At 27.2% G+C, this 24660-nt stretch carries 23 protein-coding genes; 8 read left to right on the top strand and 15 right to left on the bottom strand.

Annotated features, from left to right (window positions below; translation table 11 throughout):
• Positions 1 to 23: 23 nt before the first annotated feature.
• Positions 24 to 293 (bottom strand): acylphosphatase, encoded by a 270-nt coding sequence (locus tag JRV97_RS08870; protein ID WP_280998138.1) that lies wholly within the window; start codon positions 291 to 293, stop codon positions 24 to 26.
• 127 nt (positions 294 to 420) lie between these two features.
• Here JRV97_RS08870 and JRV97_RS08865 point away from each other — a divergent pair, with 127 nt between their 5' ends.
• From JRV97_RS08865 to JRV97_RS08850, 4 genes are read left to right on the top strand one after another with little or no spacing between them, the layout of a single operon-like run.
• Positions 421 to 2382: an LVIVD repeat-containing protein gene (locus JRV97_RS08865; RefSeq protein ID WP_280998136.1), complete on the top strand. Its 1962-nt coding sequence runs from the start codon at positions 421 to 423 to the stop codon at positions 2380 to 2382.
• Positions 2383 to 2397: 15 nt separating this feature from the next.
• On the top strand, positions 2398 to 3168 hold the full coding sequence (locus tag JRV97_RS08860) for an oxygen-binding di-iron domain-containing protein (RefSeq protein WP_280998135.1): 771 nt from the start codon (positions 2398 to 2400) through the stop codon (positions 3166 to 3168).
• A 1-nt stretch (position 3169) separates the two neighbouring features.
• A complete protein-coding gene (locus JRV97_RS08855; protein ID WP_280998133.1) occupies positions 3170 to 3925 on the top strand; it encodes an oxygen-binding di-iron domain-containing protein in 756 nt (251 codons plus the stop codon).
• An 11-nt stretch (positions 3926 to 3936) separates the two neighbouring features.
• The gene (locus JRV97_RS08850) at positions 3937 to 4791 is read left to right on the top strand and encodes a methyl-accepting chemotaxis protein (RefSeq protein ID WP_280998131.1); all 855 of its coding nucleotides are present in this window, start codon (positions 3937 to 3939) and stop codon (positions 4789 to 4791) included.
• Positions 4792 to 4817: 26 nt separating this feature from the next.
• On the opposite strand, the gene tpiA is transcribed toward JRV97_RS08850, so the two are convergent.
• From tpiA to JRV97_RS08820, 6 genes are all read right to left on the bottom strand, one after another.
• On the bottom strand, positions 4818 to 6785 hold the full coding sequence (gene tpiA / locus JRV97_RS08845; protein WP_280998129.1) for a triose-phosphate isomerase: 1968 nt from the start codon (positions 6783 to 6785) through the stop codon (positions 4818 to 4820).
• A 68-nt stretch (positions 6786 to 6853) separates the two neighbouring features.
• Positions 6854 to 7858 carry a type I glyceraldehyde-3-phosphate dehydrogenase gene (gap, locus tag JRV97_RS08840; RefSeq protein ID WP_280998127.1) on the bottom strand — a complete coding sequence of 335 codons (1005 nt, stop codon included), beginning with the start codon at positions 7856 to 7858 and terminating at the stop codon, positions 6854 to 6856.
• A gap of 127 nt (positions 7859 to 7985) precedes the next feature.
• On the bottom strand, positions 7986 to 8369 hold the full coding sequence (locus JRV97_RS08835; RefSeq protein ID WP_280998125.1) for a YbaB/EbfC family nucleoid-associated protein: 384 nt from the start codon (positions 8367 to 8369) through the stop codon (positions 7986 to 7988).
• Positions 8370 to 8553: 184 nt separating this feature from the next.
• Positions 8554 to 10173: a chaperonin GroEL gene (gene groL, locus JRV97_RS08830; RefSeq protein ID WP_280998123.1), complete on the bottom strand. Its 1620-nt coding sequence runs from the start codon at positions 10171 to 10173 to the stop codon at positions 8554 to 8556.
• 14 nt (positions 10174 to 10187) lie between these two features.
• Complete coding sequence (gene groES / locus JRV97_RS08825) at positions 10188 to 10457, bottom strand: co-chaperone GroES (protein WP_280998121.1); 270 nt, start codon at positions 10455 to 10457, stop codon at positions 10188 to 10190.
• A gap of 171 nt (positions 10458 to 10628) precedes the next feature.
• Positions 10629 to 10910 (bottom strand): hypothetical protein, encoded by a 282-nt coding sequence (locus tag JRV97_RS08820; RefSeq protein ID WP_280998119.1) that lies wholly within the window; start codon positions 10908 to 10910, stop codon positions 10629 to 10631.
• A gap of 240 nt (positions 10911 to 11150) precedes the next feature.
• Here JRV97_RS08820 and JRV97_RS08815 point away from each other — a divergent pair, with 240 nt between their 5' ends.
• Positions 11151 to 12086, top strand: coding sequence for an alpha/beta hydrolase family protein (locus JRV97_RS08815; protein WP_280998117.1), 936 nt, complete (start codon positions 11151 to 11153; stop codon positions 12084 to 12086).
• Between the two features lie 384 nt (positions 12087 to 12470).
• Here the strand turns inward: JRV97_RS08815 and JRV97_RS08810 are convergent, their stop codons facing one another.
• The 5 genes from JRV97_RS08810 to JRV97_RS08790 form a co-directional block, all read right to left on the bottom strand.
• Positions 12471 to 13046, bottom strand: a complete 576-nt coding sequence (locus tag JRV97_RS08810) for a TetR/AcrR family transcriptional regulator (RefSeq protein WP_280998116.1) — start codon at positions 13044 to 13046, stop codon at positions 12471 to 12473.
• On the bottom strand, positions 13030 to 13497 hold the full coding sequence (locus JRV97_RS08805; protein ID WP_280998115.1) for a flavodoxin domain-containing protein: 468 nt from the start codon (positions 13495 to 13497) through the stop codon (positions 13030 to 13032). The genes JRV97_RS08810 and JRV97_RS08805 overlap by 17 nt, the downstream gene beginning before the upstream one ends.
• A complete protein-coding gene (locus JRV97_RS08800; RefSeq protein ID WP_280998114.1) occupies positions 13497 to 16031 on the bottom strand; it encodes an efflux RND transporter permease subunit in 2535 nt (844 codons plus the stop codon). The genes JRV97_RS08805 and JRV97_RS08800 overlap by 1 nt, the downstream gene beginning before the upstream one ends.
• 79 nt (positions 16032 to 16110) lie before the next feature.
• Positions 16111 to 16830 (bottom strand): carbohydrate kinase family protein, encoded by a 720-nt coding sequence (locus tag JRV97_RS08795; protein ID WP_280998113.1) that lies wholly within the window; start codon positions 16828 to 16830, stop codon positions 16111 to 16113.
• Positions 16831 to 17549: 719 nt separating this feature from the next.
• Positions 17550 to 18488: a 5'-nucleotidase, lipoprotein e(P4) family gene (locus JRV97_RS08790; RefSeq protein WP_280998112.1), complete on the bottom strand. Its 939-nt coding sequence runs from the start codon at positions 18486 to 18488 to the stop codon at positions 17550 to 17552.
• Positions 18489 to 18647: 159 nt separating this feature from the next.
• Between JRV97_RS08790 and JRV97_RS08785 the strand changes: the two genes are divergently transcribed.
• Positions 18648 to 19241, top strand: a complete 594-nt coding sequence (locus JRV97_RS08785) for a class I SAM-dependent methyltransferase (RefSeq protein WP_280998110.1) — start codon at positions 18648 to 18650, stop codon at positions 19239 to 19241.
• A gap of 2 nt (positions 19242 to 19243) precedes the next feature.
• The gene (locus tag JRV97_RS08780) at positions 19244 to 19924 is read left to right on the top strand and encodes a YjjG family noncanonical pyrimidine nucleotidase (RefSeq protein ID WP_280998108.1); all 681 of its coding nucleotides are present in this window, start codon (positions 19244 to 19246) and stop codon (positions 19922 to 19924) included.
• Positions 19925 to 19960: 36 nt separating this feature from the next.
• On the opposite strand, the gene JRV97_RS08775 is transcribed toward JRV97_RS08780, so the two are convergent.
• The 3 genes from JRV97_RS08775 to JRV97_RS08765 all read right to left on the bottom strand — a co-directional run bounded on the left by JRV97_RS08775 (position 19961) and on the right by JRV97_RS08765 (position 23866).
• Positions 19961 to 21943 (bottom strand): methyl-accepting chemotaxis protein, encoded by a 1983-nt coding sequence (locus tag JRV97_RS08775; RefSeq protein WP_280998107.1) that lies wholly within the window; start codon positions 21941 to 21943, stop codon positions 19961 to 19963.
• A gap of 94 nt (positions 21944 to 22037) precedes the next feature.
• Entirely contained in the window at positions 22038 to 22670 is a 633-nt protein-coding gene (locus tag JRV97_RS08770; protein ID WP_280998106.1) for a class II aldolase/adducin family protein, read from the bottom strand.
• A gap of 8 nt (positions 22671 to 22678) precedes the next feature.
• Positions 22679 to 23866 carry a pyridoxal phosphate-dependent aminotransferase gene (locus JRV97_RS08765; RefSeq protein WP_280998105.1) on the bottom strand — a complete coding sequence of 396 codons (1188 nt, stop codon included), beginning with the start codon at positions 23864 to 23866 and terminating at the stop codon, positions 22679 to 22681.
• A 130-nt stretch (positions 23867 to 23996) separates the two neighbouring features.
• Here JRV97_RS08765 and JRV97_RS08760 point away from each other — a divergent pair, with 130 nt between their 5' ends.
• The gene (locus JRV97_RS08760) at positions 23997 to 24656 is read left to right on the top strand and encodes a ribonuclease HII (protein ID WP_280998104.1); all 660 of its coding nucleotides are present in this window, start codon (positions 23997 to 23999) and stop codon (positions 24654 to 24656) included.
• The last annotated feature ends 4 nt before the right edge of the window (positions 24657 to 24660 follow it).

Below are 24660 nucleotides of genomic sequence, written 5' to 3'. Positions count from 1 at the left end.
TTCAATTAAACCATTATTTTTGTTTAATATTTAATTTGGAAATATGTATATCCCTCTGGTGGTACAATCTCTTCTTCAATATTCTCAACATAAGAAAAACCATTTCCTTTAATTATATATTCTTTTAGTTTTTCATGTTTTTCAGCTTTCCCTTCTGCCCATATTTCAACACTTCCATCTGGCATATTCATTACATAACCATTCAATCCAAGAGATTCAGCAATTCTATTTACAAACCATCTAAAACCTACTCCTTGAACTCTTCCATATATTCTATATCTTTTTGCCTCCATTCTTTCACTCCTTATTTATTTTTATATTTATTTTACCATTTTTAATCTTACATCGTCAAATTTTAGTCTTTTTCTGGTATACTATAAATAAGAAAATTAAAATTTTGAAAGGGGGAAGTATTTAAATATGAAAATAAAATCATACTTCTTAGTAGCATTTTTATTGTTTGCCGTATTAATGATAGCAAACCAATCTTTGTTTATCAATAGTTATGAAGAGGGTGTTAGTCTGGTTAATTTTGAAAATCCCGTAGTTCCAAAGTTAATAGCCTCATATCCTAATATATTAGATATAAAAGATGTACCAGTGTTTTTTGATTCTAAAGTTACTTCTTTTTACACAAATAACACTTTCATGGTAATTGGTTTAAAATCAAACAAGGTTTATTTTATCAACTTAAAAAATCAAGAATCTCAAGTGTTTGAACTTAAAAACTATCCCACTCAAATAAAGCAATATGGAAATACTATTTATGTTTCTGTATATAATAGTGAAATCATACCTTTTGAAATAACTGGAGATAAAGTAATCAAAAAATTAAGAATTAATTCTATAGGTGAAACTTTTGATTTTGAATTTGCTGATAATTACTTATACGTTGCTGATGGAATTAAAGGTTTGGCTATTTATTCTCAATCAAATGGTTCATATAAATATATGAGACATTTAAAAACAGGTGGTGAAGTACAAAAAATATATATTGATGGAACTCATTTATATACTCTGGATGGTGCAAAAGGCATATCCATATTTGATATTTCATTTAAATTGCTTCCTTTCTTAGTTAAGTCTGTTGATACAGGAGGAGGAGTTAATGCTATTTTAAAAAATGGAAATTATTTATATGTAACCGATAAATGGTACGGATTGGAAGTATTTGACATGAAAGATATAAATAGACCTGCTGATAATAAACAGGAAAAAATTAATCCTATTTTTAAACATTATACACTTAATACTCCTATTGATTTAAAATTAATAAATAAAAATTATCTGCTTGTTACAGATAATTGGGGTGGATTGGAAATATTCAATGTCTCAAATGCTAAAAAACCTGAATTAATAAAAATCTTTAATTATCATACAGATTTACAGGGATTATATATAAAAGGTAATTATTTATATGCTGCTGATAAAAAAGATGGATTAATAATTTTTGATATTAGTAATCCTGAAAATCCGTTAGAAGTTTCATCCAAAAAAACTTTAAATTTAAAATTATTACCTAAAAAATTAGAAAAAACATTAAATGATGCTGTTAGTGTTTATGCTATCGATGATGCTGCATATATTGCTGATAGACAAAATGGATTTACGATTTTTAATATATCGAATATTAAAAATCCAGAAGTTTTATCAAATTATGTTGATGTAAAAGAAAACAACAATGTTATTTTAGGATATACTAATAATTTTATAATAGAAGGTAATAAAGCATATATTGCTGATGGGTACAAAGATCTTGTTATTCTGGATATTTCCAATAAATCAAAACCCAAAATTATGTCAATAAATAGAGTGTCTGGAAGAACTATGGATATTGCTAAAAAAGGAAATTATGTATTCATCGTAACTGATGATGTTGGTTTTGAAACTTTCAAAATCACAAATTCAAACATAAAACATTTACTTCCTAAGTTTAGAATCAATGGATTTGCAAAAGATATTGAGATAAATGGAGATTATGCATATGTTTCAGTTGATTGGAAATACACTGTATTGAAAAATAAAACGATTCCTGTTGGAAATCCAGGTATATACGTTATTAATATAAAAGATAGAGAAAATCCATTTGTTGAAAAGATTATAAAAATAAATAATGAAGGTGTTTTGAAATTACATATTTTCAATAATTTAGGTTTTGCTGCTTTAGGTGAAAATGGATTTGCTATAATTGATTTAAAAAATGGGAAGATTTTATCCCATATAAATACTCCTGGTAATACAAAAGATTTATATGTAAAAGACGATTATCTTTATGTTGCCGATGGGAAAAATGGTATGATGATATTTAATATACAAAATCCAGAAAATCCAATATTTGTAAAAAAAATATTCTGGATGACTTTTGGGGAGTTTAATAACTAGTAGGGGGATGAATATATGAATTCTTCTTTTCTTTTGTTTAAAAATGATGATCATAAGTTTATTCATTTAGGATTAGAAAGATTGAATATTGAAGGAATATTTACAAATCAATATTTAATAATTCATAAAAATGAAGGATTTTTAATAGACCCAGGAGGAGCCCATGTTTTCTCCCGGGTTTTTTCAAATGTATCAAAATACATAGATTTGAGAAATATAAAAGGTGTTTTTTTCTCCCACCAAGATCCAGATGTTGCTGCAGGTTTAAGTTTATGGGATATACATTTACCAAACGCTAAATATTTTTTTTCTAAGTTATGGGATAGATTTATGCCTCATTATGGTGTATATAGCAAATATAAGGTATCTTTAATAGAAGATTACGGTGGAAAATATTATTTTGAAGATGGTGCGGAATTACAGTTTATACCTGCTCATTTTTTACATTCTTCAGGGAATTTTACACTATATGATCCTACATCAAAAGTATTATTTTCTGGAGATATTGGAGTCGGTGTCATTCAACCATCTCTAAAAAAATTATTTGTGGAAGATTTTAATGAATATAAAAAAGAGATGGAATGGTTTCATAAAAGATATATGGTGTCTAATAAAATTATTAATATGTGGATTTCAAAAGTTGAAAATTTTGATGTCGAAATAATGGCTCCGCAACATGGATTGCTATTTAGAAAAAAAGAATTTATTGAATTTTTGAACTGGTTTAAAAAACTTGAGTGTGGAGAGGATATTATAGAAAAAATTTATTATAATAGGGAGGGTTAGTATGTCCAATTCAATAGTTTTATTTGAAAATGATAATCACAAATTTATTTATCTTGGTGTTGAAAAGAACAATCTAGAGGGGATTTTTACAAATCAATTTTTAGTTATTCACAACAATGAAGGAGTGTTATTAGATCCCGGTGGAGTTCATGTTTTTCCAAGAGTACTAGCAAATGTTTCAGAACACATTGATACAAAGAATATAAAAGCAATATTTTATACTCACCAGGATCCTGATGTTTCTTCAGGTGTGGCTTTATGGAGCTCAACCTTAGAAAATGCAAAAATTTATATTTCTGGACTATGGGAAAGATTTTTACCTCATTTTGGTGTATTTGATCCATCTATACTTGTACCAATTGATGATAAAGGGGGAGAAATTAAGTTTTCAGATGGTGAATCTTTAAAAACTATACCTGCACATTTTTTACATTCTCTTGGTAATTTTTCATTATATGATCCAATATCAAAAATTTTATTCTCTGGAGATATTGGAGTTGGAGTTATTCAACCTTCAGAAGAAAAAATTTTTGTAGAAAATTTTGATGAATACAAACAACATATGGAGGGATTTCATAAGAGGTATATGGCCTCAAATACTGCTGCCAAAAAGTGGGTAGAAAGAATTTCAAGATTTGATGTTGAAATAATGGCTCCCCAACATGGATTATTATTCAAAAAAAATGAATATTTGAAATTTCTAAATTGGTTCAAAGATTTAAAATGTGGAGTAGATATTATCGATAAAATTTATTAGGAAGTGATAAAATGAGTGATAAAAATACAAACAATTTAAAGAATACAATTGAAAAAATTTCGCAAAGTATATACCATGAAAATATTTTAACCTCATTTATAGAAAACTTGGATGAAGTTTTAGGAGAAAGATTTGAAAAAGCTAATAAAATAACGAATGAAGTAGGATATAAAATAATTGAAACAATTGAAAATACCACAAATATTGCTCATTCTATAGAAGATATGTCAAAAAATAGTAGAATAGAAAAAAATGAAGTTTCTGAACTTAATAAAAATATCATAAATAAATTGCATAATGTTGGTGGAAATTTAAATCAAGTAAAGACTGACGTTTCAGAATCTATTGATTTAGTATCAAAAGCTTTAGAAAGTTTTGATGAGGTTAAAGAAATAACGAAGAATATAAATAAAATAGCTAAAAAAACAAATATGCTGTCTATTAACGCATCTATTGAAGCAGCAAAAGCAAAAGAACATGGTAGAGGTTTTGCTGTTGTAGCTGAAGAAATACAAAAATTATCAACAGAGACAAATGAGAGTGCAAAACAAATAAACGATAAGATAAAGAATCTTTCAGACGAAATAAAAACTGTATTGGAAAAAATAAACTATATATCTGAATTATTTGAATTAGTTGCAGGGGTAACTGAAGATTCTTTAATGATTCTTGAAAAAAATGAAAAATTTTTGGATAACTTGGTAGGTTTATTAGAATCAAATACATTAATTTTGGAAGAAAATATTGGAAATTTAAGCATGTCTAAAGAGGATATAATGAATTTAATAAATACAATTTCAATGCTTAACGATGTAATAAAAAATGTTTTAATGATGCAGAAAGATTTAAAAAATATAGAAATATAGCAGGGATCTTAACTCCCTGCTATATTTTATAATATTATTGTTCTCATAATATCTGCTAATTCAATAAAGGATTCTTTTAATGATGCTCCACCAACTAATCCACCATCAATATTTGGTTTTGTAAATAATCCAAAATAATTATTTGGTTTTACACTACCGCCATATAAAATAGTAATTGAATCAGCAGTATCTTCATCATAAATTTCTGACAATAATTTTCTTATATATGCATGAACTTCTTCTGCCTGTTCTGGTGTAGCTACTTTTCCTGTACCTATTGCCCATACTGGTTCATACGCAATTATTATTTTTTTAGCTTCATCTTTATTTAAACCGTAAAAACCTTCTTTTATTTGTTTTTCTATAACATTAAATGTTAAATCTTTTTCTCTTTCTTCTAACTTTTCACCTATACAGAAAATAGGAGTTAAATCTTTTTCTAATGCTTTTTTTATTTTCTTATTAATAACTTCATCAGTTTCTCCAAAAATATTTCTTCTTTCAGAATGGCCTAGAATTACATAATCCACACCTATTGATTTTAACATTTCTGCAGAAACTTCACCTGTAAATGCTCCTTTATCTTCAAAATGCATATTTTGTGCAGCAACGGCTATATTTGTACTTGCGGTTAAGTCTACAGCCTTCTCCAAAGCTAAAAATGTTGGAGCAATAATTACTTCAAATTTTTTCTCTTTTCCAATATTAGCTGTTAATTTTGAAATAAATTCAGCAGCTTCTATATTTGTTTTATTCATTTTCCAATTGCCAGCTAAAATATATTTCCTTTTATTTATTTTTTTTTTGGATGCAATACTTGCAATACCAGGTAATTCTTTACCTTCTAAGAATTCTAAGGAAGCTCCTCCTCCTGTTGAAACATGAGAAACTTTTCTTTCAAGTCCAAAAAGTTCTATAGCAGCTGCACTATCGCCACCACCTATTATTGTTGTTGCGCCTTCTTCTGTGATATCTGCAACCATCATTGCAACCTCTTTTGTTCCTGTTGCAAAATCTTCTATTTCAAAAACACCCATAGGTCCATTCCATACTACAGTTTTTGCACCATTTAATTTTGATTTAAATAATTCAATACTTTCAGGACCAATATCTAATCCCATCCATCCATCTTCTATACCATCATCAATTTTTACTACTTTTTTCTCAACACCAGCTTCTAATTTCTGAGCTACTATTGCATCAACTGGTAAAACAATTTCGACACCTTTTTCATTAGCTTTTTCTAGTAATTCTTTAGCTAACTCTACCTTGTCTTCTTCAAATCTTGAAGAGCCTATTTCCTTTCCTAAAGCCTTTAAGAAAGTAAACATCATAGCTCCACCTATTAAAATCTTATCTGCTTTTTCTAATAAATTATTAATAACACCTATTTTATCAGAAACTTTTGCTCCACCTAAAATTACTACATATGGTTTTTCTGGATTTGCTGTTGCTTTTGATAAAAATTTAATTTCTTTTTCCATTAAAAAACCTGCTACGCTTGGGATAAATTGTGCAATTCCAACATTTGAAGCGTGAGCTCTATGTGCAGTACCAAATGCATCATTTACATGGATATCAGCTAAATCTGCCCATTGCTTTGCTAATTCTGGATCATTTTTTGTTTCACCCTTCACATATCGTGTATTTTCCAATAATAATACTTCACCTTCATTTAACTCTTCGACAGCTTTTTTAACATTTTCTCCAATAACTTCAGGAACAAATTTCACTTCTTGACCCAATAGTTCCCCTAATCTTTCTGCCACTGGTTTTAATGAGAATTCTGGTTTAGGTTCTCCTTTAGGTCTTCCTAAGTGAGATAATAATATAACTTTTGCCCCTTCTTTTAATGCATGTTTTATTGTAGGTAATGCTGCTTTTATTCTTTTATCATTTGTAATAACTCCATCTTTCATTGGAACATTAAAATCTACTCTCATTATAACCTTTTTACCTTTTAATTCTACATCTTTAATAGTCATTTTATCCATTTTCATACCCCCTTATCATTTCTTTCAAAAAAGGGGACTTATAAGTCCCCTTATTATATCTTTTATTATTAAAGTAATTCAGACATTCTTTCTGCTAAATCTACAACTCTTGAGGAATAACCATATTCATTATCGTACCATGAAGCAACTTTTACTAATGTTCCATCCATTACTTTAGTCAATGTTGCATCAAAAATACCTGAGAAAGTTGTTCCAATTATATCTGAAGAAACAATCATTTCTTCATTATAACCTAAAATACCTTTTAAGTAAGTTTCTGATGCTTCTTTCATTACAGCATTTACTTCTTCAGCAGTTGTAGCTTTTTCAACAACAACTGTTAAGTCTGTAATTGATCCATCTGGTGTTGGAACTCTCATAGCAATACCATCTAATTTTCCTTGTAATTCTGGAATAACAACTCCTACAGCTTTTGCAGCACCTGTTGTTGTAGGAATAATATTAACTGCAGCAGCTCTTGCTCTTCTTAAGTCTGAATGAGGTAAATCTAAAACTCTTTGATCATTTGTAAATGAATGAACAGTAGTTAATAATCCTGTCTTCACACCAAATTTATCGTTTAATACTTTAATTACAGGAGCAATTGAATTTGTTGTACATGATGCATTTGAAACTACCACATGTTCTTTTGTCAATAATTCATCATTAACTCCTAAAACAACTGTTAAATCTACATCTCCCTTTGCTGGAGCTGTTATAATTACTTTTTTTGCTCCGGCTTCAATGTGTGGCATAGCTTTTTCTTTGTTTCTGAAAACTCCTGTTGATTCTATAACAATATCAACACCTAAATCTCCCCAAGGTAAGTTTCTTGGATCTCTTTCTGCAAATACTTTTATTTCTTTACCATTAACAATAAATCCACCGTCAACAACTTCTACAGTTCCATCAAATTTTCCATGAACACTATCATATTTTAATAAATGAGCTAAAGTTTTTGGATCTGTTAAATCATTTATAGCTACAACATCGAAATTTCCTCTTTTCATCATTTCTCTAAATACTACTCTCCCAATTCTCCCAAAACCATTAATAGCAATCTTAATACCCATTTAATAACACCTCCTGATTTATGATAAATTGTTATATTTTTCTCTAATTGTATTATATACCTCATATTTAAAGGTTATATTTTGCATTTTTAAAGTTTTATAGTTGATTATATTTAAATATTGTTAATTACATACCTAAATTTAGCCCACCTAAATATTTTTGAGATATTTTTTCTGTTTCTTCTTCCTTAAACTGTTTTGCTTTTTCAATTGCTTCGTTAGTTGCAGCTATTATCATATCTTTTACTATTTCAAATTCTTCATCAGCTAATTCATCAGAAATAATAATATCTTTTACTCTTAAATCACCAGTAACAACAACTTTTACAACTCCACCACCACTCGTTGCTTCAAACTCTTTTAAAGCAAGTTCATTTTCAAAAGCTTTCATTTCTTGTTCCATCAATTCTTGAGTTTTTTGTGCTTCTTGCATTAATTTCATAATATCATTCTTTTTTCCACCAGAAGATTTCAAACTTCTACCACCTAATCCTCTTATTTTTTTAGCCATTTCTTTCCCCTCGCTTTATATTTATTATTGAAATATTGTCTATTACCTATTATCAGTTATATTATACCATAAATCTCAAATTTTAACGATTATGTCTGAATAAATTAAAAAATCACTTTACATTATGAAAAATTTTTCATAATATAAAAAACCGCCTCTTGCGAGGCGGCATTATTTACATAAATTAATATGCTGGCATTTCTGGCATTTCTGGTGTTTTTTCTTCTTTTGGTTCATCAACTACTAGTACTTCTGTTGTTAATAGCATTGAAGCTATTGATGATGCATTTTGAATTGCACTTCTTGTAACTTTAGCTGGATCTATAATTCCTTTTTCAAACATATCTACAAATTCATCATTTAAAGCATCATATCCATATGATGGTTCATCTTTTGCTAATATTCTATCAATGATAATTGCACCATCTACTCCAGCGTTTAAAGCAATTTGTCTGATTGGAGCTTCTAATGCATTAAATACAACTTTTGCACCTACTAATTCGTCACCTTCTAATTCATCTAATAATGATTCTATTGCTTTTTTAGCTCTTAATAATGTTACTCCACCACCAGGAACAATACCTTCTTCAACTGCTGCTCTTGTTGCTGATAAAGCATCTTCGATTCTGTGTTTCTTTTCTTTTAGTTCCGTTTCAGTTGCTGCACCAACTTTGATTACTGCTACACCACCAGCCATTTTTGCTAATCTTTCTTGCAATGTTTCTTTTTCATATTCTGATGTTGTATTTTCAATTTGTGCTTTTATTTGTTTAATTCTTTCTTTAATGTTTTCTTCGTCACCTTTTCCGCCTACGATAATTGTATCATCTTTTCTTACTTTAACCATATCAGCTCTACCAAGGTCATTTAACGTGATATTTTCTAATGTTAATCCTACTTCTTCACTAATTACAACGCCACCTGTTAAAATAGCAATATCTTGTAACATTGCTTTTCTTCTGTCACCGAAACCTGGAGCTTTTACTGCAACTGATTCTAATGTTCCTCTTAATTTATTTAATACTAATGTTGATAATGCTTCACCTTCAACATCTTCTGCAATAATTACTAATGGTTTACCTGCTTGTGCAACTTTTTCTAAAACAGGAATTAACGGTTTTACAGTTGAAATCTTTTTATCTGTAATTAAGATATATGGTTCTTTCATTATTGCTTCCATTTTTTCTGTATCTGTTACAAAGTATGGTGAAATATACCCTCTATCAAATTGCATACCTTCTGTAAAGTCTACAAATGTTTCCATTGTTTTTGAATCTTCTACTGTAATAACTCCATCTTCACCAACTTTGTCCATAGCATCAGCAATTAATTTACCTATTTGTTCATTATTTGCTGAAATTGAAGCAACATGAGCAATATCTTCTTTACTTGATAATTTTTTGCTCATTTTTTTAACTTCTTCAACAGCTTTTTCTGCAGCTTTTTGAATTCCATTTTTCATTAACATTGGATTAGCACCAGCTGCTACATTTTTTAAACCTTCTCTAATCATTGCTTGTGCTAAAACTGTAGCTGTTGTTGTACCATCACCAGCAACATCATTTGTTTTTGAAGCTACTTCTTTAACTAATTGAGCACCTAAATTTTCAAATTTATCTTTTAATTCAATTTCTTTTGCAATTGATACCCCATCATTTGTTATTGTTGGAGAACCCCAGCTTTTTTCTAAAACTACATTTCTACCTTTTGGTCCTAAAGTTATTTTAACAGCATTCGCTACTTTATCTACGCCTCTTTCTAAAGCTCTTCTTGCTTCTTCTGAAAACATCATCATTTTAGCCATTTCACAACACCTCCTTAGTCTTCGTATTTTGCTAAAATATCGTCTACGTCAATTAAAATATAATCTTCATCATCAACTTTAATTTCTGTTCCAGAATATTTTGCAAAAATTACATGATCACCTACGTTTATTTCTACATCATCATCTATATTTCCAATAGCAACAACTTCAGCTCTCATAGGTTTTTCTTTTGCTGTATCTGGTAAAACAATACCACCTTCTGTTTTTTTCTCTTCAATAACAGGTTTTATTAGTAATCTGTTACCTAATGGTTTTACTTTCATTCATATCACCCTCCTTGTTTAATTTTTAATTTTTAGCAGTCAATATATCCGAGTGCTAATTTCCATTGATATGATACCCTTTCTTGGAAAATTATTCAAGTCCGATTATTTTGAATTATATGTATTTAAATAAAATTATATTCGATTAAGTGGTTATTTTTTATTTTTTCTTTATATTGATTTATTTTTTATCCATATTATTTCATTATTTCCATCATCATATATTTCATTAATATCCTCTGGAACTGTTAAATCTTCTGAATATTTTTTTAAGACCTCAATAATTAAGTCTTTAGGTAGTGATGAAATCACCCATAAATCACTTAATAAAATCCTATTGTTATTTTTTACAGGAGCTTTTATTATTGAACTCTCTATAGCTTTTAAAAATATCGATAAATCTTCTTCTTTATAAAATCCTTTTCCGGTATCAGCACCATAGTTAATTGGCATTTTATCTCCTCCTCTTTATAAACTTGAAATTTTATCACTCATATTATATCATTGATTAATTGCTTTTAAATTAACTATATTTACATAAAAATTTTTTATAGTAATAATATAGAATATTTATAATATAGTAAGACAATTTATGATTTTTAAACTATACAATAAAGTATAAAAGAAACGAAGACTCGAAGAATGCCTTTAAAAATTATCAATGAAAGCCGTCAAAAAAACAGGAGGTTTTCTATGTACTTATATCAATATAAAAAAAGTACTATAAATTATGAAAAATATAACGAAAACGATTATATTGTTCTTAAATTCCCTGTTAATTATGCTACGCATTATGAAGAAAATAAAAATGTTTACGTACATTTATTTGAATCTAACAAAATTCTTGGAGACATAATTTTTTTACACGGTATAGGCAATAATAATATTCCATACTTAGAATGGTATGCGAGATTCTTCAAAACACAAGGTTACAGAACATCTGTAGTAATTTTACCATATCATCTTAAGCGAACACCGAAAGGAATGAATGGTGGGGACCCTTTCTATTCAGCAGATCCTGATAAATGCGTAATAGAATTTCATAATGCAGTAAAAGATGTTAGAAGGACAATAGATTTAATTGAAAATTTTAAAGATTTCAAAGAAAATAATTTATATCTTTTCGGAATTTCTTTTGGGGGTATTATAGGAACAATGACATTAGCATTGGATAAAAGATTTAAAAAGGGTGTTTTAATGATTACAGGAGGTAATTGGAGATGGATTAATTTTCATTCTCCGTATACTTATAAAGTGAGAGAGGAATATAAAACAAAAGGAAATGCATATGGATGCAATTCGGAAGAATTTTGTATAAAACATTTTAGAAAAGACCCTGTAAATTTTGTATCTAAAAAATTTCAAAGAATAGAAGATGTTTTTGATAAAGCTCCCATTCCATGTTATTCATATGATCCAATATCTTTTGCTAAATTTGTTAATCAACCTATACTTTTTATTAGAGGAATATTTGATAAGATTATTCCCAAAGAAGCTACGGATGATTTAATTTCACTTTTACCAAATGCTTCAGTTCAAAAAATCCCAACAGGTCATAAAAGCAGTATTTTATTCAAAAGATTGGTCGGAAAGAAAATTTTAAACTTTTTACAAAAACATAACTATTAACTAATAGGCAGAGAATAAATGCTCTGACTACAGACTGATGACAAAGTATTTTCTAAAAAAATAATATGAGCGAATACTTGAAAATTCCCAAACTTTCGCTCCGCGAAAATAAAAAACTTTTAACATAAATATTTTGGTTCGAAAAAATTTTAAATATTCTTTGTAAAGCCTTGTATTTATTTTTAATACTACGTATTAAAAATATGTGCGTGAATATTATTTTTGAAAATACTTTGTATTTAAATGTAGAGTTTGTCAACAATCTGTAACCAGAAAATAAATGTTCTGACTATTTTAAATATATATATATCATTTTTCAAAAAGAATATATTCAATAAAATAAATAAAAATTTCAAATTATCAAATAAATTTCACTTTTCACATCTAATTTGCATTAAAAAAATCTTTTAAATAATTATCTACAAAATCTATCCATAATTTTTCTGGTTTAATAACATTCGCATCTATTGAAATATACATACCGAGAGAATCTAACGTTACAAAAATTTTTTGAGCTAATAAATTAGTATTTATATTTTTATCTACGATCCCTTTTTCTTGCATTTCTTTAATTTTATTTTCAATAAGAGCTATTGAATTTTCTAAAAAAACATTCATTATTTTTTTTATTTTTTTGTTCAACATAGCTTGAAGAAAAAAGTCTATTAAAAACTTTTGCATTTGTTTATTCTTTTTATATTCTTCAATATATATTAAACCTAATTCTCTAATTTTATACAAATCAGGGAATTCAATATTTTCTAAAGTATTAGCAAATTCAAATATAAAATATTCCAAAACTTTTAAATACAATTCTTCCTTACTTTTAAAATAGTGGTATATAGCTCCTTTAGAAACATTAGCTTTATCCTTTATTTTATTTATGCTAGCTTTTTGATATCCTTCTGTAGAAAATATTTCATAAGCAGCTTTTATAATTTTTTCATAAGTTTCCTCCATAATCATTCCTCCAAATGTTTATTAATTCATCAATCCATTCTTTTACTTTTTTCCGTTCTTCAATATTGATTTTTTTTATCCAACCTTTAAATACTGCACTAGAAATAATCAAATTATCAATATTTTTTTCTAATGGGTATAAATAATGTTTTTCAATATATTTTTTTGTTGTATGTCCAAACATTTGAGCTATGCATACTATAAATAAAGCCACTTTTTTATTATTCAATTTTTCTTTATTATTTTCTATAAACTTATAAATACTTTTTAAAGGTTTTTCATAATATATAGGGGTTCCAATTATATATAAATCATAATTAAAATTATCATTAAATTCGTCTACTTTATATATATCAACTTTTATATTTTTATCTTCTAATTCATTTTTAATCCAATTAGAAAATTCTTTTGTTGAATTCCTTTTTGTATCATATATTATGCAAACTTTCATTATTTATCTTCCTCCATATAACTTAAAATTGATGTAACTATAAATACTGTGATCAAATAACTAAAAGTTACACCCAAGAGTAATAATAATCCAAAGCCTACAAACCCTCTATATTTAGCTAATATAAAAGATCCAAAAGCTGCACCAGTTGTTAAGGTAGTCATAGTTATAGCTTTTCCTGTACTTTTTAAAGCTGTTCTTAAATCATTTTCTCTTCTATACCTATGTATAAGATGTATTCCATCATCTACACCTATTCCTATTATCAAAGGAAGGGCTATAATATTAACTACATTAAACTTAATATCAAACCATCCCATAACCCCTAATACTAAAATTATAGATATAATCATCGGTAATAAGGCTATAATTGCATATTTTAAGCTCTTCATATCTAATAATAATATTATAAAAATAAAGATTATCGTTAATAATAAAATTTTCTTTCCTTCTCTTGCGGAAACTTGAATTACTCTTAAGAAGATAAGTGCTGTACCACTAACATTTTTCAAATTTAATTTGTTCAACTGATTAAAATATTCTTTTTGATAATCAGCATTCCACATATCTCCATTAGAATAAGCAGTTGTTAAAACTTTTCCATCTTTACCTAAATAATTAGACTTTATTTCTTCCGGAATCTTTTCAATTGAAATTAATTCTGTAGAATTAAGACCTTTTTTTAAATCATTAATTAATGGAATAATAATATTTTGCAATTTTAAAATATTTTCTGTCTTTTTGTTTGCTATTTGTATTAAAACACCACTTTTTACTATATCTTTTAGTTTTTCAGCAAGATTCTTATAACCCATTAAATTTATTGATAATGCAGTTTTGGTAAGATTAAAATTGAGTTTATTAATTTCTGCTTTTAGCTTTTTTTGATCCAATTTTTTATTAACTATTTTTGTATTTTTTGCTTCATATGCATTTCTTAATCTGGCAATCTGAGAATCTGTTTCTGGTAAAAATAAAGATATACTATCTATCTGAGAAAAAATTTTTAAATTTTTTAATTTATCATATAAAACTTTTGCCTCATCTAAATTTCTGCTAATAAATACAGTATTATCTGGAGAAAACTCAAATTCTTCTAAAATTTTTTCATTTAATTTTATGCTTTCTAATCCTTTTGCTTCAATATTCATCATATTTTTATCAAATTCAACATTTTTGATTTTGAAAAATGATAATAATATTAAAATAACCAATACTGCTATACTTATACTTCTATATTTTTTTATATTATAGTCTATAATAAATGCATTACCAGGATCTTTATATTTAGTTCCAAACTTTTTTAATAATGCAGTTAATCCAAAAATTGCAGCTAATAACGTAAATATTATTCCGGAAGACAAAGCTATACCAAATTCTCTAAATCCAGGGAAAGAGCTAATTGCAAAAATTCCCATACCTATAGCTGTTGTAAGAGCACCTGCTATAATTCCTCTAACATTCTTTTCAAAAACGCCTTTTAATGCATCTATTTTAGAAAAATTCTTGTTTCTTAATTCAATATATAAAGAAATTATGTGTATGGAATAATCAATTCCTAATCCTGCAAGAATAGCTCCCATCATAATAGTCATAATATTTAATGACCCAATAGTAATTTTTGTAAATCCCAAAGCCCATAATATACCTAAAATAAGTGGAATTACAGATAAAATCATGTATCTGAAACTTCTGAATCCTAATATAAATATAATCAAAATCAATATTAAAGAAACTGTTGTAGCAACGGCCATATCTCTATCGGAAACAACCATTTCATCTCTTGCAATAACCAATGTTCCAGTTAAACCAGCTTTTACATTATACGTTCCAGCATTTTTTTTCACAATATTTTCTATAGAATTAACTAATTTCACTACTTTGTTTATATCATTAGAACTTATTGTAGGTCTAATTACGATCATTCCAAAATTCCCATCTTTTGAAAGCATATATTTTTCTCCAAATAACATATTTAAAAATTCATCTTTAACCATTCCTATATCTTCGTTTTTCATGCTTATTAAAAGCTTATTAAAAGATTCAATCATATATTCAAATCGTTTTTTATCTTGTTCAGTTACCTTATGTCTATTATCAGATTCCTCAAACATCATATTTAAAGCATTAAAAAAATCAACCAGATTAGATGAAGTATATAGCTTCTTTAAAAATTTTTGCTCTTCATCAGAAGAAAGTAAAAAAATATTTTTTGAAATAAAATCTATTGGATTTTTATAATATATAGCATCAATATAATCAACATTTTTAAGTTTTTTTGAAATATATTCTATATATTTAATGATATTCTCTTTTGATCCCTCAATACCTATTATTATACTGTCAACACTTTTAAAGCTTTTAGTGGCTTCTTCATATGTTTTTACATAAGGATCATCTGAAGGGAGTAAATCAAGAAATCCTGGTTTGATTTCTAATTTAGTAATTAGAATTATTGAAATAATTGTTATTCCAATAATAAAAATTAATGTGCTTTTTGAATATTGAATAACAAAATTTCCTAATTTTTTCATATAACCACCCCTTAAAAATTATTAAAAAACCGACCGGTTGGTATGATTATAATCAAAAAAAATTACGTTTATATAAAAATTAAATTAAATAATTTATTTTATTATATGCACCTGGTATATCTAAAACTTTTTCGACTTTATCTATCGAAATTTTTATAGCTTCTTCAATGGAATAATTATTTAAAATATAATGAATAAAAAATGCGTCAAATATATCTCCTAATCCTGTTTTGTATTTTGCAATTTTACCATTTGAATTATATATTTCATTATTAAATTTTATACCTCTATTTCCAAGTTTTATTAAATTACAATTTCTGTATTTGCATTCTTTTTCTGTGCCTAATACAAATGCATTATTAAAAATATTTTCTGCAATAAAAGGACGTGGCCCAATATCAAAGAAGATTTTTTTATATCCTAGCTTTTCTATTTCTATTAATTCCTTAATAGAAAGCTCTGTAGTTATTATCGCAACATCTGATTTTTTTTCAATTTTTTTAAAATTACTATCATTTATTTTTCTTTCTACGGCAAGTGGATTTCCATTTCTTGAAATAAATGTTGCTGTTTTTTCTTCAACTTTTTCTAATTTAAATGGTATCATATCTTCAAGGTATTTCCCCTTATGATCATTGCCAATAAAAGAATTAAAGTTTATTTCATAACCTAATTTATACAAAGTATAAGCTATATTAAAACCAGATCCACCCGGTATTTCTATTATTTTTGAATTGTGAGGAGCATCTCCTAAAATATAAATATCATAAAATGTTGCACCATAAACATCTATTTCCATATTATCACTCCAAAAGCATTTGCTTCGCAAAATTTAAATTCTTTTATTAAAAATCTTTTTGTTTATTTTTAATGCATAGCATTTGCTTCGCAAAATTTAAATTCTTTTATTAAAAATCTTTTTGTTTATTTTTAATGCATAGCATTTGCTTCGCAAAATTTAAATTCTTTTATTAAAAATCTTTTTGTTTATTTTTAATGCATAGCATTTGCTTCGCAAAATTTAAATTCTTTTATTAAAAATCTTTTTGTTTATTTTTAATGCATAGCATTTGCTTCGCAAAATTTAAATTCTTTTATTAAAAATCTTTTTGTTTATTTTTAATGCATAGCATTTGCTTCGCAAAATTTAAATTCTTTTATTAAAAATCTTTTTGTTTATTTTTAATGCATAGCATTTGCTTCGCAAAATTTAAATTCTTTTATTAAAAATCTTTTTGTTTATTTTTAATGCATAGCATTTGCTTCGCAAAATTTAAATTCTTTTATTAAAAATCTTTTTGTTTATTTTTAATGCATAGCATTTGCTTCGCAAAATTTAAATTCTTTTATTAAAAATCTTTTTGTTTATTTTTAATGCATAGCATTTGCTTCGCAAAATTTAAATTCTTTTATTAAAAATCTTTTTGTTTATTTTTAATGCGCTGCATTAAAAATATGTCTATGTTTGGCAACAAACTGAACAGCCTCCTTAAAAGGAGGCTGTAAATATTTTAGAAATTATTGTTCTGGCCATTTTGTTATAACTGATTTTCTTGTTTTGCTCTTTTCTTCTGGGCTTAAACCCCAATTTCCATTGTAAATTGCACCTTCCCAGTCACCATAAATTGGATTTGGTAATAAGATGAATTTTACTCCATATTCATTTTTAAATTGATCAACTAAAGCATTTCTTTCTTTTAATCCTTTATGTCTAAATACTGATGTAAAATCATTTAAATTATCTCCCATTAATAATACAATTCTATGATCTTTTTCTACCATTTTTCTTCTTGGTTCTTTATCGGATGTATCAGTTCTTAATAAGACATGATCATCTGTAACTTGAGGGAATCCTAAAGCTTTTAAATTCTTCATAGTTCCTTCTTTTACAGCAACTTTCCTATTTGAAATATAATATACATCTGCACCTTTTTCAACAACATAATTTAAAAATTCTACAGCTCCAGGTAATGCTGTTGCTAGTGCTGCATTACACCAATCATTCCAACCTGTTGGGTATGCATGATTTGTATCAATATGCCCTGCATCATATGGGCTGTTATTTAAGATAGTTTCATCAATATCAACTATAACTGCTCTTTTCATTGGATCATTATTATTTGCTAAATCATTATCAAAAACCATTTTTGCAACATTAAATGCTTGATAAGCCAAAGCTTTCATTTCACCAGATGTTTGATACCAGTCCATTGCCAAAACCATTTGTTCATTTAAATCTTTTTGTGTATATTCTGGCATTAATCTTAATTTTTGTCCAACAACAATAAGATCTGGGTTTTGAATGTTATTGTATTTAATCAATTTATCAATACTTACACCTGTAACTTCAGAAATTTTTGACAAACTATCCCCACTTTTTACTACATAATACTCTGCATTTGCAAAAATCAAAGCAGAAAATAAAACTGCTAATAACACAATAAGAACTTTTCTCATACTTCACCCTCCTCATAAATTTTTTTGCATTAAATATAATATCAAAAAAAAAATGAAAATGCAACATTTATATTAAATTATAAAAAGCTATAATAACTAATAAAAGAGAATTATCTATATTTTTAAACAAATATGATATAATTAATATGAGGTGATTATATGACCAGATATGATTTTATAGCAAATATATATGATACTCTTCTTTACCCATTAGAAAAATCCACAATGAATGATTTTAGAAAAAATTTTGTTCCAAAAATTGAGGGATATACGTTGGATTTAGCTGTTGGAACAGGTCATAATATAGAATACTATCCTCCCAATTCTCATGTTGTTTTAATAGACAAAAGTATAGAAATGTTAAAAATAGCTAAAGAAAAATCTAAAAAAAGGAATGACCTTAATCTTGAATTTGTTCACTCTTCAGTGGAAGATTTATCTTTTGATGATAACACTTTTGATACTATTTTATCTATAGATGTCTTTTGTTCAGTAAAAAATCCTTATGAGTCTATGAAAAATGTCAAAAGAGTATTAAAGCACGATGGAAAAGGTATATTTGTAGAACATGGATTAACTGGACAGCTATTAAAAGATATTGTTTTATATTTAACAAACATACTTACTTATCCCACTGTTGGTTCATCTATGATAAGAAAGCCTTTAGAATATATTCAATATGCAGGATTCAACTTATTAGAGTATGGACATTTAAAAAATTCATTCTATTATTTTATAGTAAGAAAGGAGTAAATATGAAATACGAAATTGTTTATTTTGATTTAGATCACACCTTACTGGATTTTGAAAAATCTGAAAAAATTGCATTATTTAACATGTTAAAACATTTTTCTATTGAACCTAAAGAAAAATATCTGGAAACATATAAACCTATCAATGAAAAATGGTGGAATTTGTTTTCAGAAGGAAAATATCCTAAAGAAGTTATTGTTATTGAAAGATTCAGAGAATTTTTCGAAAGAATCGGTTTAAATTCCAAATATGACATAAAAGAAGCCTCAAATATTTATTTAGAACATCTTTCTCAACTTGGTTTTTTCTTTGATGGAGCTGAAGAGCTATTAAAAATTTTAAAGAAAAATGGTCAAAGAATGGCAGCTATTACTAATGGTGTGGAAAAAGTTCAACAGGGTCGAAGTAAAGCTTTAAATTTACATAAATATTTTGAATTTATTTTAACTTCCGAAAAAGTTGGGAAACCCAAACCAGATCCCCTAATCTTTTATGAAGCAGCTAAATTATCGGGTATTCCAATTGAAAATTCTGTTTATATTGGGGATAATCCTGATTCAGATTATCTTGGAGCTAAAAATGCTGGAATGGATTTTATTTTATATGATCCAAAATCTGTCTATACCCATCTTAATTGTAAAAAAGTTAAAAATTACGATGAATTATTGAATTTATTAATATAATAAGGAAGAGCGAAAGCTCTTCCTTATTTTTATTTGTTAAATTTTAAATTGTTTAATTAATTCATTGAGCTCTTCACTTAAATCTGATAACTCTTTCGATGCCTTTGCAACATTTTCAAAATCTTTATTTTGTTCTGCTATTTCATTTTTAAATGACACAACATCTTCTGAAACACTTAAAACTGCTTTGTTAGCTGTATCAGTTGCCGCTGCTATTTCTTCTGTTGATGCCGTTTGTTCTTCAGCTGATGCTGCTGTATTATCAATCATCATAGAAATTTGTTCTATTTTATCTGTAATACTTTCAAATTGTTCTGCAATTTGAAATACCATCTTATTTGTCTCTGTAATACTTTCTACTACATTTTCCGTTTCTATATCAACCTCTTTCGCACTTTCTTGAATTTTACCTAATATTATTGCTATTTCTTCTGTTGCTTTTTTACTTTCTTCTGCTAATTTCCTTATTTCATCTGCAACGACAGCAAACCCTTTACCTGCTTCTCCTGCTCTTGCTGCTTCTATTGCTGCATTTAATGCTAATAAATTTGTTTGTTCAGTAATTGAATTTATTGTTTCAACAATTTCTTGAATATTTGCTGTTTCATTAGCCAGAGATTTTACTGTTTTAGCATTTTCTTTTGCCTTTTCATTTACATCATTTATTTTTTCCTTTACTTCTTCTACGTTTTTAGCACCATCTTTTGCTAATTTAGAAGTTTCTGTTGTTCTTTCCATAACTTCTTGAGTGGATTTAGAAACACTTTGTGCAGCTGCTGCTATTTCTTCTACTCCTGCTGTTGTTTCTTCCAATGATGATGATGCATCCTGAACTTTGGCATTAATTTCTTCTACCTCAGTAAAAATATTATGATTCACACTTACGCTTTTATCAATAGCAGAAGCTACTTCTGTTGAGGTCTGAATCAATGTTTCTGATGAATCTTTTACTTTTTTAACAAGCAAAGCCAGAGACTGTATAGTTTGATTCATTATTTGAGCTAATTTCCCTAATTCATTCTTAGAATTTAGTTCAACTCTAACATTTAATTCTCCTTTTCCAACTTTTTCCATTTCCTGAGTCATCTTTGAGATTGGTTTTACAATACTATTATTGACAAACATTATTCCAATTACAAGTGCGAGAATTATGATAATTCCAAAAATTATGATATAAATATATGTTTGTTTCCATACAGTATTTTGAATTACAGCTTTAGGTATTGCAGTATATACTGTCCAACCTAATTCTGGTATTTTATAATAAAAGGCAAGTTTAGTAACATTATTATATGTATATTCCACTACACCACTTTGAGAAGTTGCGTTAGTAAAGAATTCCATAGAACTAACATCTAAACCCCATTTATCAGGATCTTCATGAATTAAAGTTATCCCTTTTTCATTTATAATATATGGGACCTCTTCTTCAAAAATCTGATCTCCTAAAAACGAATCAACTATATTTTTTATTGATAAGTCGATTCCTAATACTCCTATTATTTGCCCATTCTCATCTTTTACTGTTTTTGATACCGTAATTAATATATTTCCACTTGAAGCATCTGCATATGGTTCTGAAACAACTACATTCCCAGGTTTTGCTATAGCAGATTTATACCATGGTCTTATAGTTGGATCATATCCTGCAGGTAAATCAACATCTGGTTTCATTAACATAGTTTTATCTTTTAATCCTATATACACTGCGTCAAAATTACCATATTTTTTTACAATATTATCAAAATTTTTCAATAACCATGTTCTCTCATTATATTTATTAGAATAGGCCCCTTTAACATTTGCATCATCAGATAACATATCTGCCATATCAAATATGGGTTTAAAATATGTTTTTAAAATTTCTGCACGATTTTTTGTTGAAAATTCCAAATGTCCTGTAATGTTATTATATGCTTTGTTATAATTTTGATACGTACTAATAGTAGTAAAAACAACCATAGGAACTACAGAAATTAAAATAATTATCCATATCATTTGACTCTTTAAACTCTTCATATTTCCCCTCCTTTTTGTTTTCGGTAATGTAATATTATTATACCATAAATTTAACTTTTTTGAAAAATTATAAAAGAATAAGCTTTTTATGATTTCAAATATTTTTGCTATAAGAGGCTATATATAAATTTCTCATCCATTTTATATCTTCTTCTGATAATTTATGTCCTCCACCCATTAACTCAACATTATATGCAATATTTGCACTTTTTTCTATAATTTCTGCTGCAATTAATGCTTCCTTTAAACTTCTTCCTATAGATACTATACCATGATTGGCTAACAATATACCATATACTCCAAGCTTAAATTTTTTTACTGCCTCAAGTGCCAGATCAAGTGTTCCTGGCAATTTGTATTCAGCAACAGGAATTTCCCCACCTATTATTTGCGCCTGATCTTCAATATAACATGGAACTGGCTTTCTCAAAGCCGAATAAATTGAAGCATATAAACTGTGTGTGTGTACCACCGCTTTTATTTCAGGAAAATTTTTATAAACTTCCAAATGTAATGCTTTTTCACTTGATGGTTTTAATCCCTCAATATGTTTTTCTGTTTCAAAATCTAAGATAGATATATCATCTTCCTTCAATATATCATATGGTACTCCAGATGGGGTTATATAAATTTTATTATCCACCCTAACACTTAAATTTCCCCATGTACCTTTTATTAAACCTTTTTTTTCAAGATATTCTATAGCTTTAATTATTTCACCTTTCAAAATATCACCTACCTATTATTATATGCTTTTACAGCTTCTGCCAATATATATGTTGCAAATTTTAACTTTTCGCTATCTAAAACGTATGCAATTCTAATTTCTTGTTCTCCAGAATTTGGTGTTGCATAAAATCCGGTTAAAGGTGCCACCATTACAGTTGTATTATCTATGCTAAATTCAGTAAGAACCCATTTCACAAATTCCTCACTATTATCTATTGGTAATTTCACAGAAACATAAAAAGCTCCTTTTGGTTTCTGAAATACTGCACCTTCAATCTTTGACAATTCTTCATATACAGCCAATCTTCTTTTATCATATTCCTTATATACTTCATCAATATAAGAATCATCCATTTCTAACAATCCTATGGTTCCCAATTGTGCCATCATTGGAGGACATAATCTTGATTGTGCCATTTTCATTACCTGATTATATAAATCCTTATTTTTCGTAGCAAAAACTCCCACTCTTGCACCACAAGCACTATATCTTTTTGAAATACTATCTACAACTATGGTTCTATCATATTCTTCAAATCTCATTGTAGATATATGTTTTGTTCCATCAAATGTAAATTCTCTATATACTTCATCTGATATAATGAATAAATCATATTTCTTAGCAAAGTCTACTATCCTTCTTAATTCTTCTTCAGAATACACAGCACCAGTTGGATTAGATGGATTTGAAAAAATAATTCCTTTGGTTTTGTTTGTTACAACTTTTTCAAATTCTTCCATAGCTGGAACAGCATATCCTGTTTCTGGTAATGCTCTTACAGGAACAAGTTTTACATTCATCATTTCTGCAAAACCTTTATAATTTGCATAAAATGGCTCAATTACAATAATTTCATCTCCAGGATCAGCTATTGCTCCTAAAGCAAAAATAATTGCTTCACTTCCTCCGTTAGTAACTATAATCTCTTCAGGTGTAAATGGTATATCGTGTTTATTATAATAATTCGAAAAAGCTTCTCTTAGCTCAAACAAGCCAGCGGAATGGGTATAAGCCACAACTTCAGATTTATTATTTTCTATATAATTAAAAAATGCTTTTGGTGTTTCAATATCTGGTTGTCCAATATTCAAATGTAAAACTTTTTTCCCAGCTTTCTTTGCTTTTTCTGCATAAGGAATTAATTTTCTAATTGGTGATGCCTGCATGTTTAACACTCTTTTTGAAAAGTTCATTTTATTCCCTCCTGTAAAGTAATTTTCTCGATATTTAATTTTACCATAAATGTTAAGAATTTTTTCATATTAATTTGTAATAATAATATGTGATAAAAATTAATTTCTTATGTCTAAGAAGAGGTGGAATATGGATTTAGAATATTTAAAAAAATATGGTAAAATTATTGGAGTAGATGAGGCTGGTAGAGGACCTTTAGCAGGACCGGTTGTAATAGGTTCAGTATTGGTTGAAAATGAAAAACAACTTAAATTATTAGAAAAGATTTCAAATGATTCAAAAAAAATGACAGAAAAAAACAGAAATGATGCTTATAAAATTATTGTGGAAAATTTTAAATATTCCATAGAAATAGCTACCCCCGAGGAGATAGATTTATACAACATTTTTTCTGCAACAACTTTAGGAATAAAAAGAGTTTTAAAAGATTATAATATTGAAAATAAATATATTATAATAGATGGAAAAAATTTTAAACTCAATATAGAAAATTATGAGTGTATTGTAAAAGGAGATTCAAAATCTAAAATTATAGGGGCTGCATCAATTTTAGCAAAAGTATATAGGGATAGAATTATGGTCGAATTAGGTGAAAAATACCCAGAGTATAATTTTCAGAAACATAAGGGATATCCAACCAAAGAGCATATAGAAAATATAAAAAAATATGGTATAAAAAATTTTTATAGAATAACATTTAATCCTATAAAAACATTATTATTGAAAAATGAGATAAAATATAATAAAGATGATTTCAATTCTATGAGATTAATGAAGATAGGATTGTAGGAGG

It is taken from the genome of Marinitoga aeolica, from assembly GCF_029910535.1.
Lineage (GTDB): Bacteria > Thermotogota > Thermotogae > Petrotogales > Petrotogaceae > Marinitoga > Marinitoga aeolica.
The sequence above is the reverse complement of the archived record's forward strand: the minus strand, read 5'-3'. Positions and strand labels throughout refer to the sequence as shown.

Excerpts from the sequence above, each read along its gene's own strand:
- JRV97_RS08820 (WP_280998119.1), bottom strand. The coding sequence starts at position 10,910 with ATGCCAATTAACTATGGTGCTGATACCGGAAAAGGATTTTATAAAGAA.
- JRV97_RS08865 (WP_280998136.1), top strand. The coding sequence starts at position 421 with ATGAAAATAAAATCATACTTCTTAGTAGCATTTTTATTGTTTGCCGTA.
- groES (WP_280998121.1), bottom strand. The coding sequence starts at position 10,457 with ATGAAAGTAAAACCATTAGGTAACAGATTACTAATAAAACCTGTTATT.
- JRV97_RS08790 (WP_280998112.1), bottom strand. The coding sequence starts at position 18,488 with ATGAGAAAAGTTCTTATTGTGTTATTAGCAGTTTTATTTTCTGCTTTG.
- JRV97_RS08760 (WP_280998104.1), top strand. The coding sequence starts at position 23,997 with ATGGATTTAGAATATTTAAAAAAATATGGTAAAATTATTGGAGTAGAT.
- JRV97_RS08855 (WP_280998133.1), top strand. The coding sequence starts at position 3,170 with ATGTCCAATTCAATAGTTTTATTTGAAAATGATAATCACAAATTTATT.
- JRV97_RS08870 (WP_280998138.1), bottom strand. The coding sequence starts at position 293 with ATGGAGGCAAAAAGATATAGAATATATGGAAGAGTTCAAGGAGTAGGT.
- groL (WP_280998123.1), bottom strand. The coding sequence starts at position 10,173 with ATGGCTAAAATGATGATGTTTTCAGAAGAAGCAAGAAGAGCTTTAGAA.
- JRV97_RS08835 (WP_280998125.1), bottom strand. The coding sequence starts at position 8,369 with ATGGCTAAAAAAATAAGAGGATTAGGTGGTAGAAGTTTGAAATCTTCT.
- JRV97_RS08795 (WP_280998113.1), bottom strand. The coding sequence starts at position 16,830 with ATGGAAATAGATGTTTATGGTGCAACATTTTATGATATTTATATTTTA.
- JRV97_RS08805 (WP_280998115.1), bottom strand. The coding sequence starts at position 13,497 with ATGAAAGTTTGCATAATATATGATACAAAAAGGAATTCAACAAAAGAA.
- JRV97_RS08785 (WP_280998110.1), top strand. The coding sequence starts at position 18,648 with ATGACCAGATATGATTTTATAGCAAATATATATGATACTCTTCTTTAC.
- JRV97_RS08765 (WP_280998105.1), bottom strand. The coding sequence starts at position 23,866 with ATGAACTTTTCAAAAAGAGTGTTAAACATGCAGGCATCACCAATTAGA.
- JRV97_RS08815 (WP_280998117.1), top strand. The coding sequence starts at position 11,151 with ATGTACTTATATCAATATAAAAAAAGTACTATAAATTATGAAAAATAT.
- JRV97_RS08860 (WP_280998135.1), top strand. The coding sequence starts at position 2,398 with ATGAATTCTTCTTTTCTTTTGTTTAAAAATGATGATCATAAGTTTATT.
- tpiA (WP_280998129.1), bottom strand. The coding sequence starts at position 6,785 with ATGGATAAAATGACTATTAAAGATGTAGAATTAAAAGGTAAAAAGGTT.
- JRV97_RS08780 (WP_280998108.1), top strand. The coding sequence starts at position 19,244 with ATGAAATACGAAATTGTTTATTTTGATTTAGATCACACCTTACTGGAT.
- JRV97_RS08800 (WP_280998114.1), bottom strand. The coding sequence starts at position 16,031 with ATGAAAAAATTAGGAAATTTTGTTATTCAATATTCAAAAAGCACATTA.
- JRV97_RS08810 (WP_280998116.1), bottom strand. The coding sequence starts at position 13,046 with ATGGAGGAAACTTATGAAAAAATTATAAAAGCTGCTTATGAAATATTT.
- JRV97_RS08775 (WP_280998107.1), bottom strand. The coding sequence starts at position 21,943 with ATGAAGAGTTTAAAGAGTCAAATGATATGGATAATTATTTTAATTTCT.
- gap (WP_280998127.1), bottom strand. The coding sequence starts at position 7,858 with ATGGGTATTAAGATTGCTATTAATGGTTTTGGGAGAATTGGGAGAGTA.
- JRV97_RS08850 (WP_280998131.1), top strand. The coding sequence starts at position 3,937 with ATGAGTGATAAAAATACAAACAATTTAAAGAATACAATTGAAAAAATT.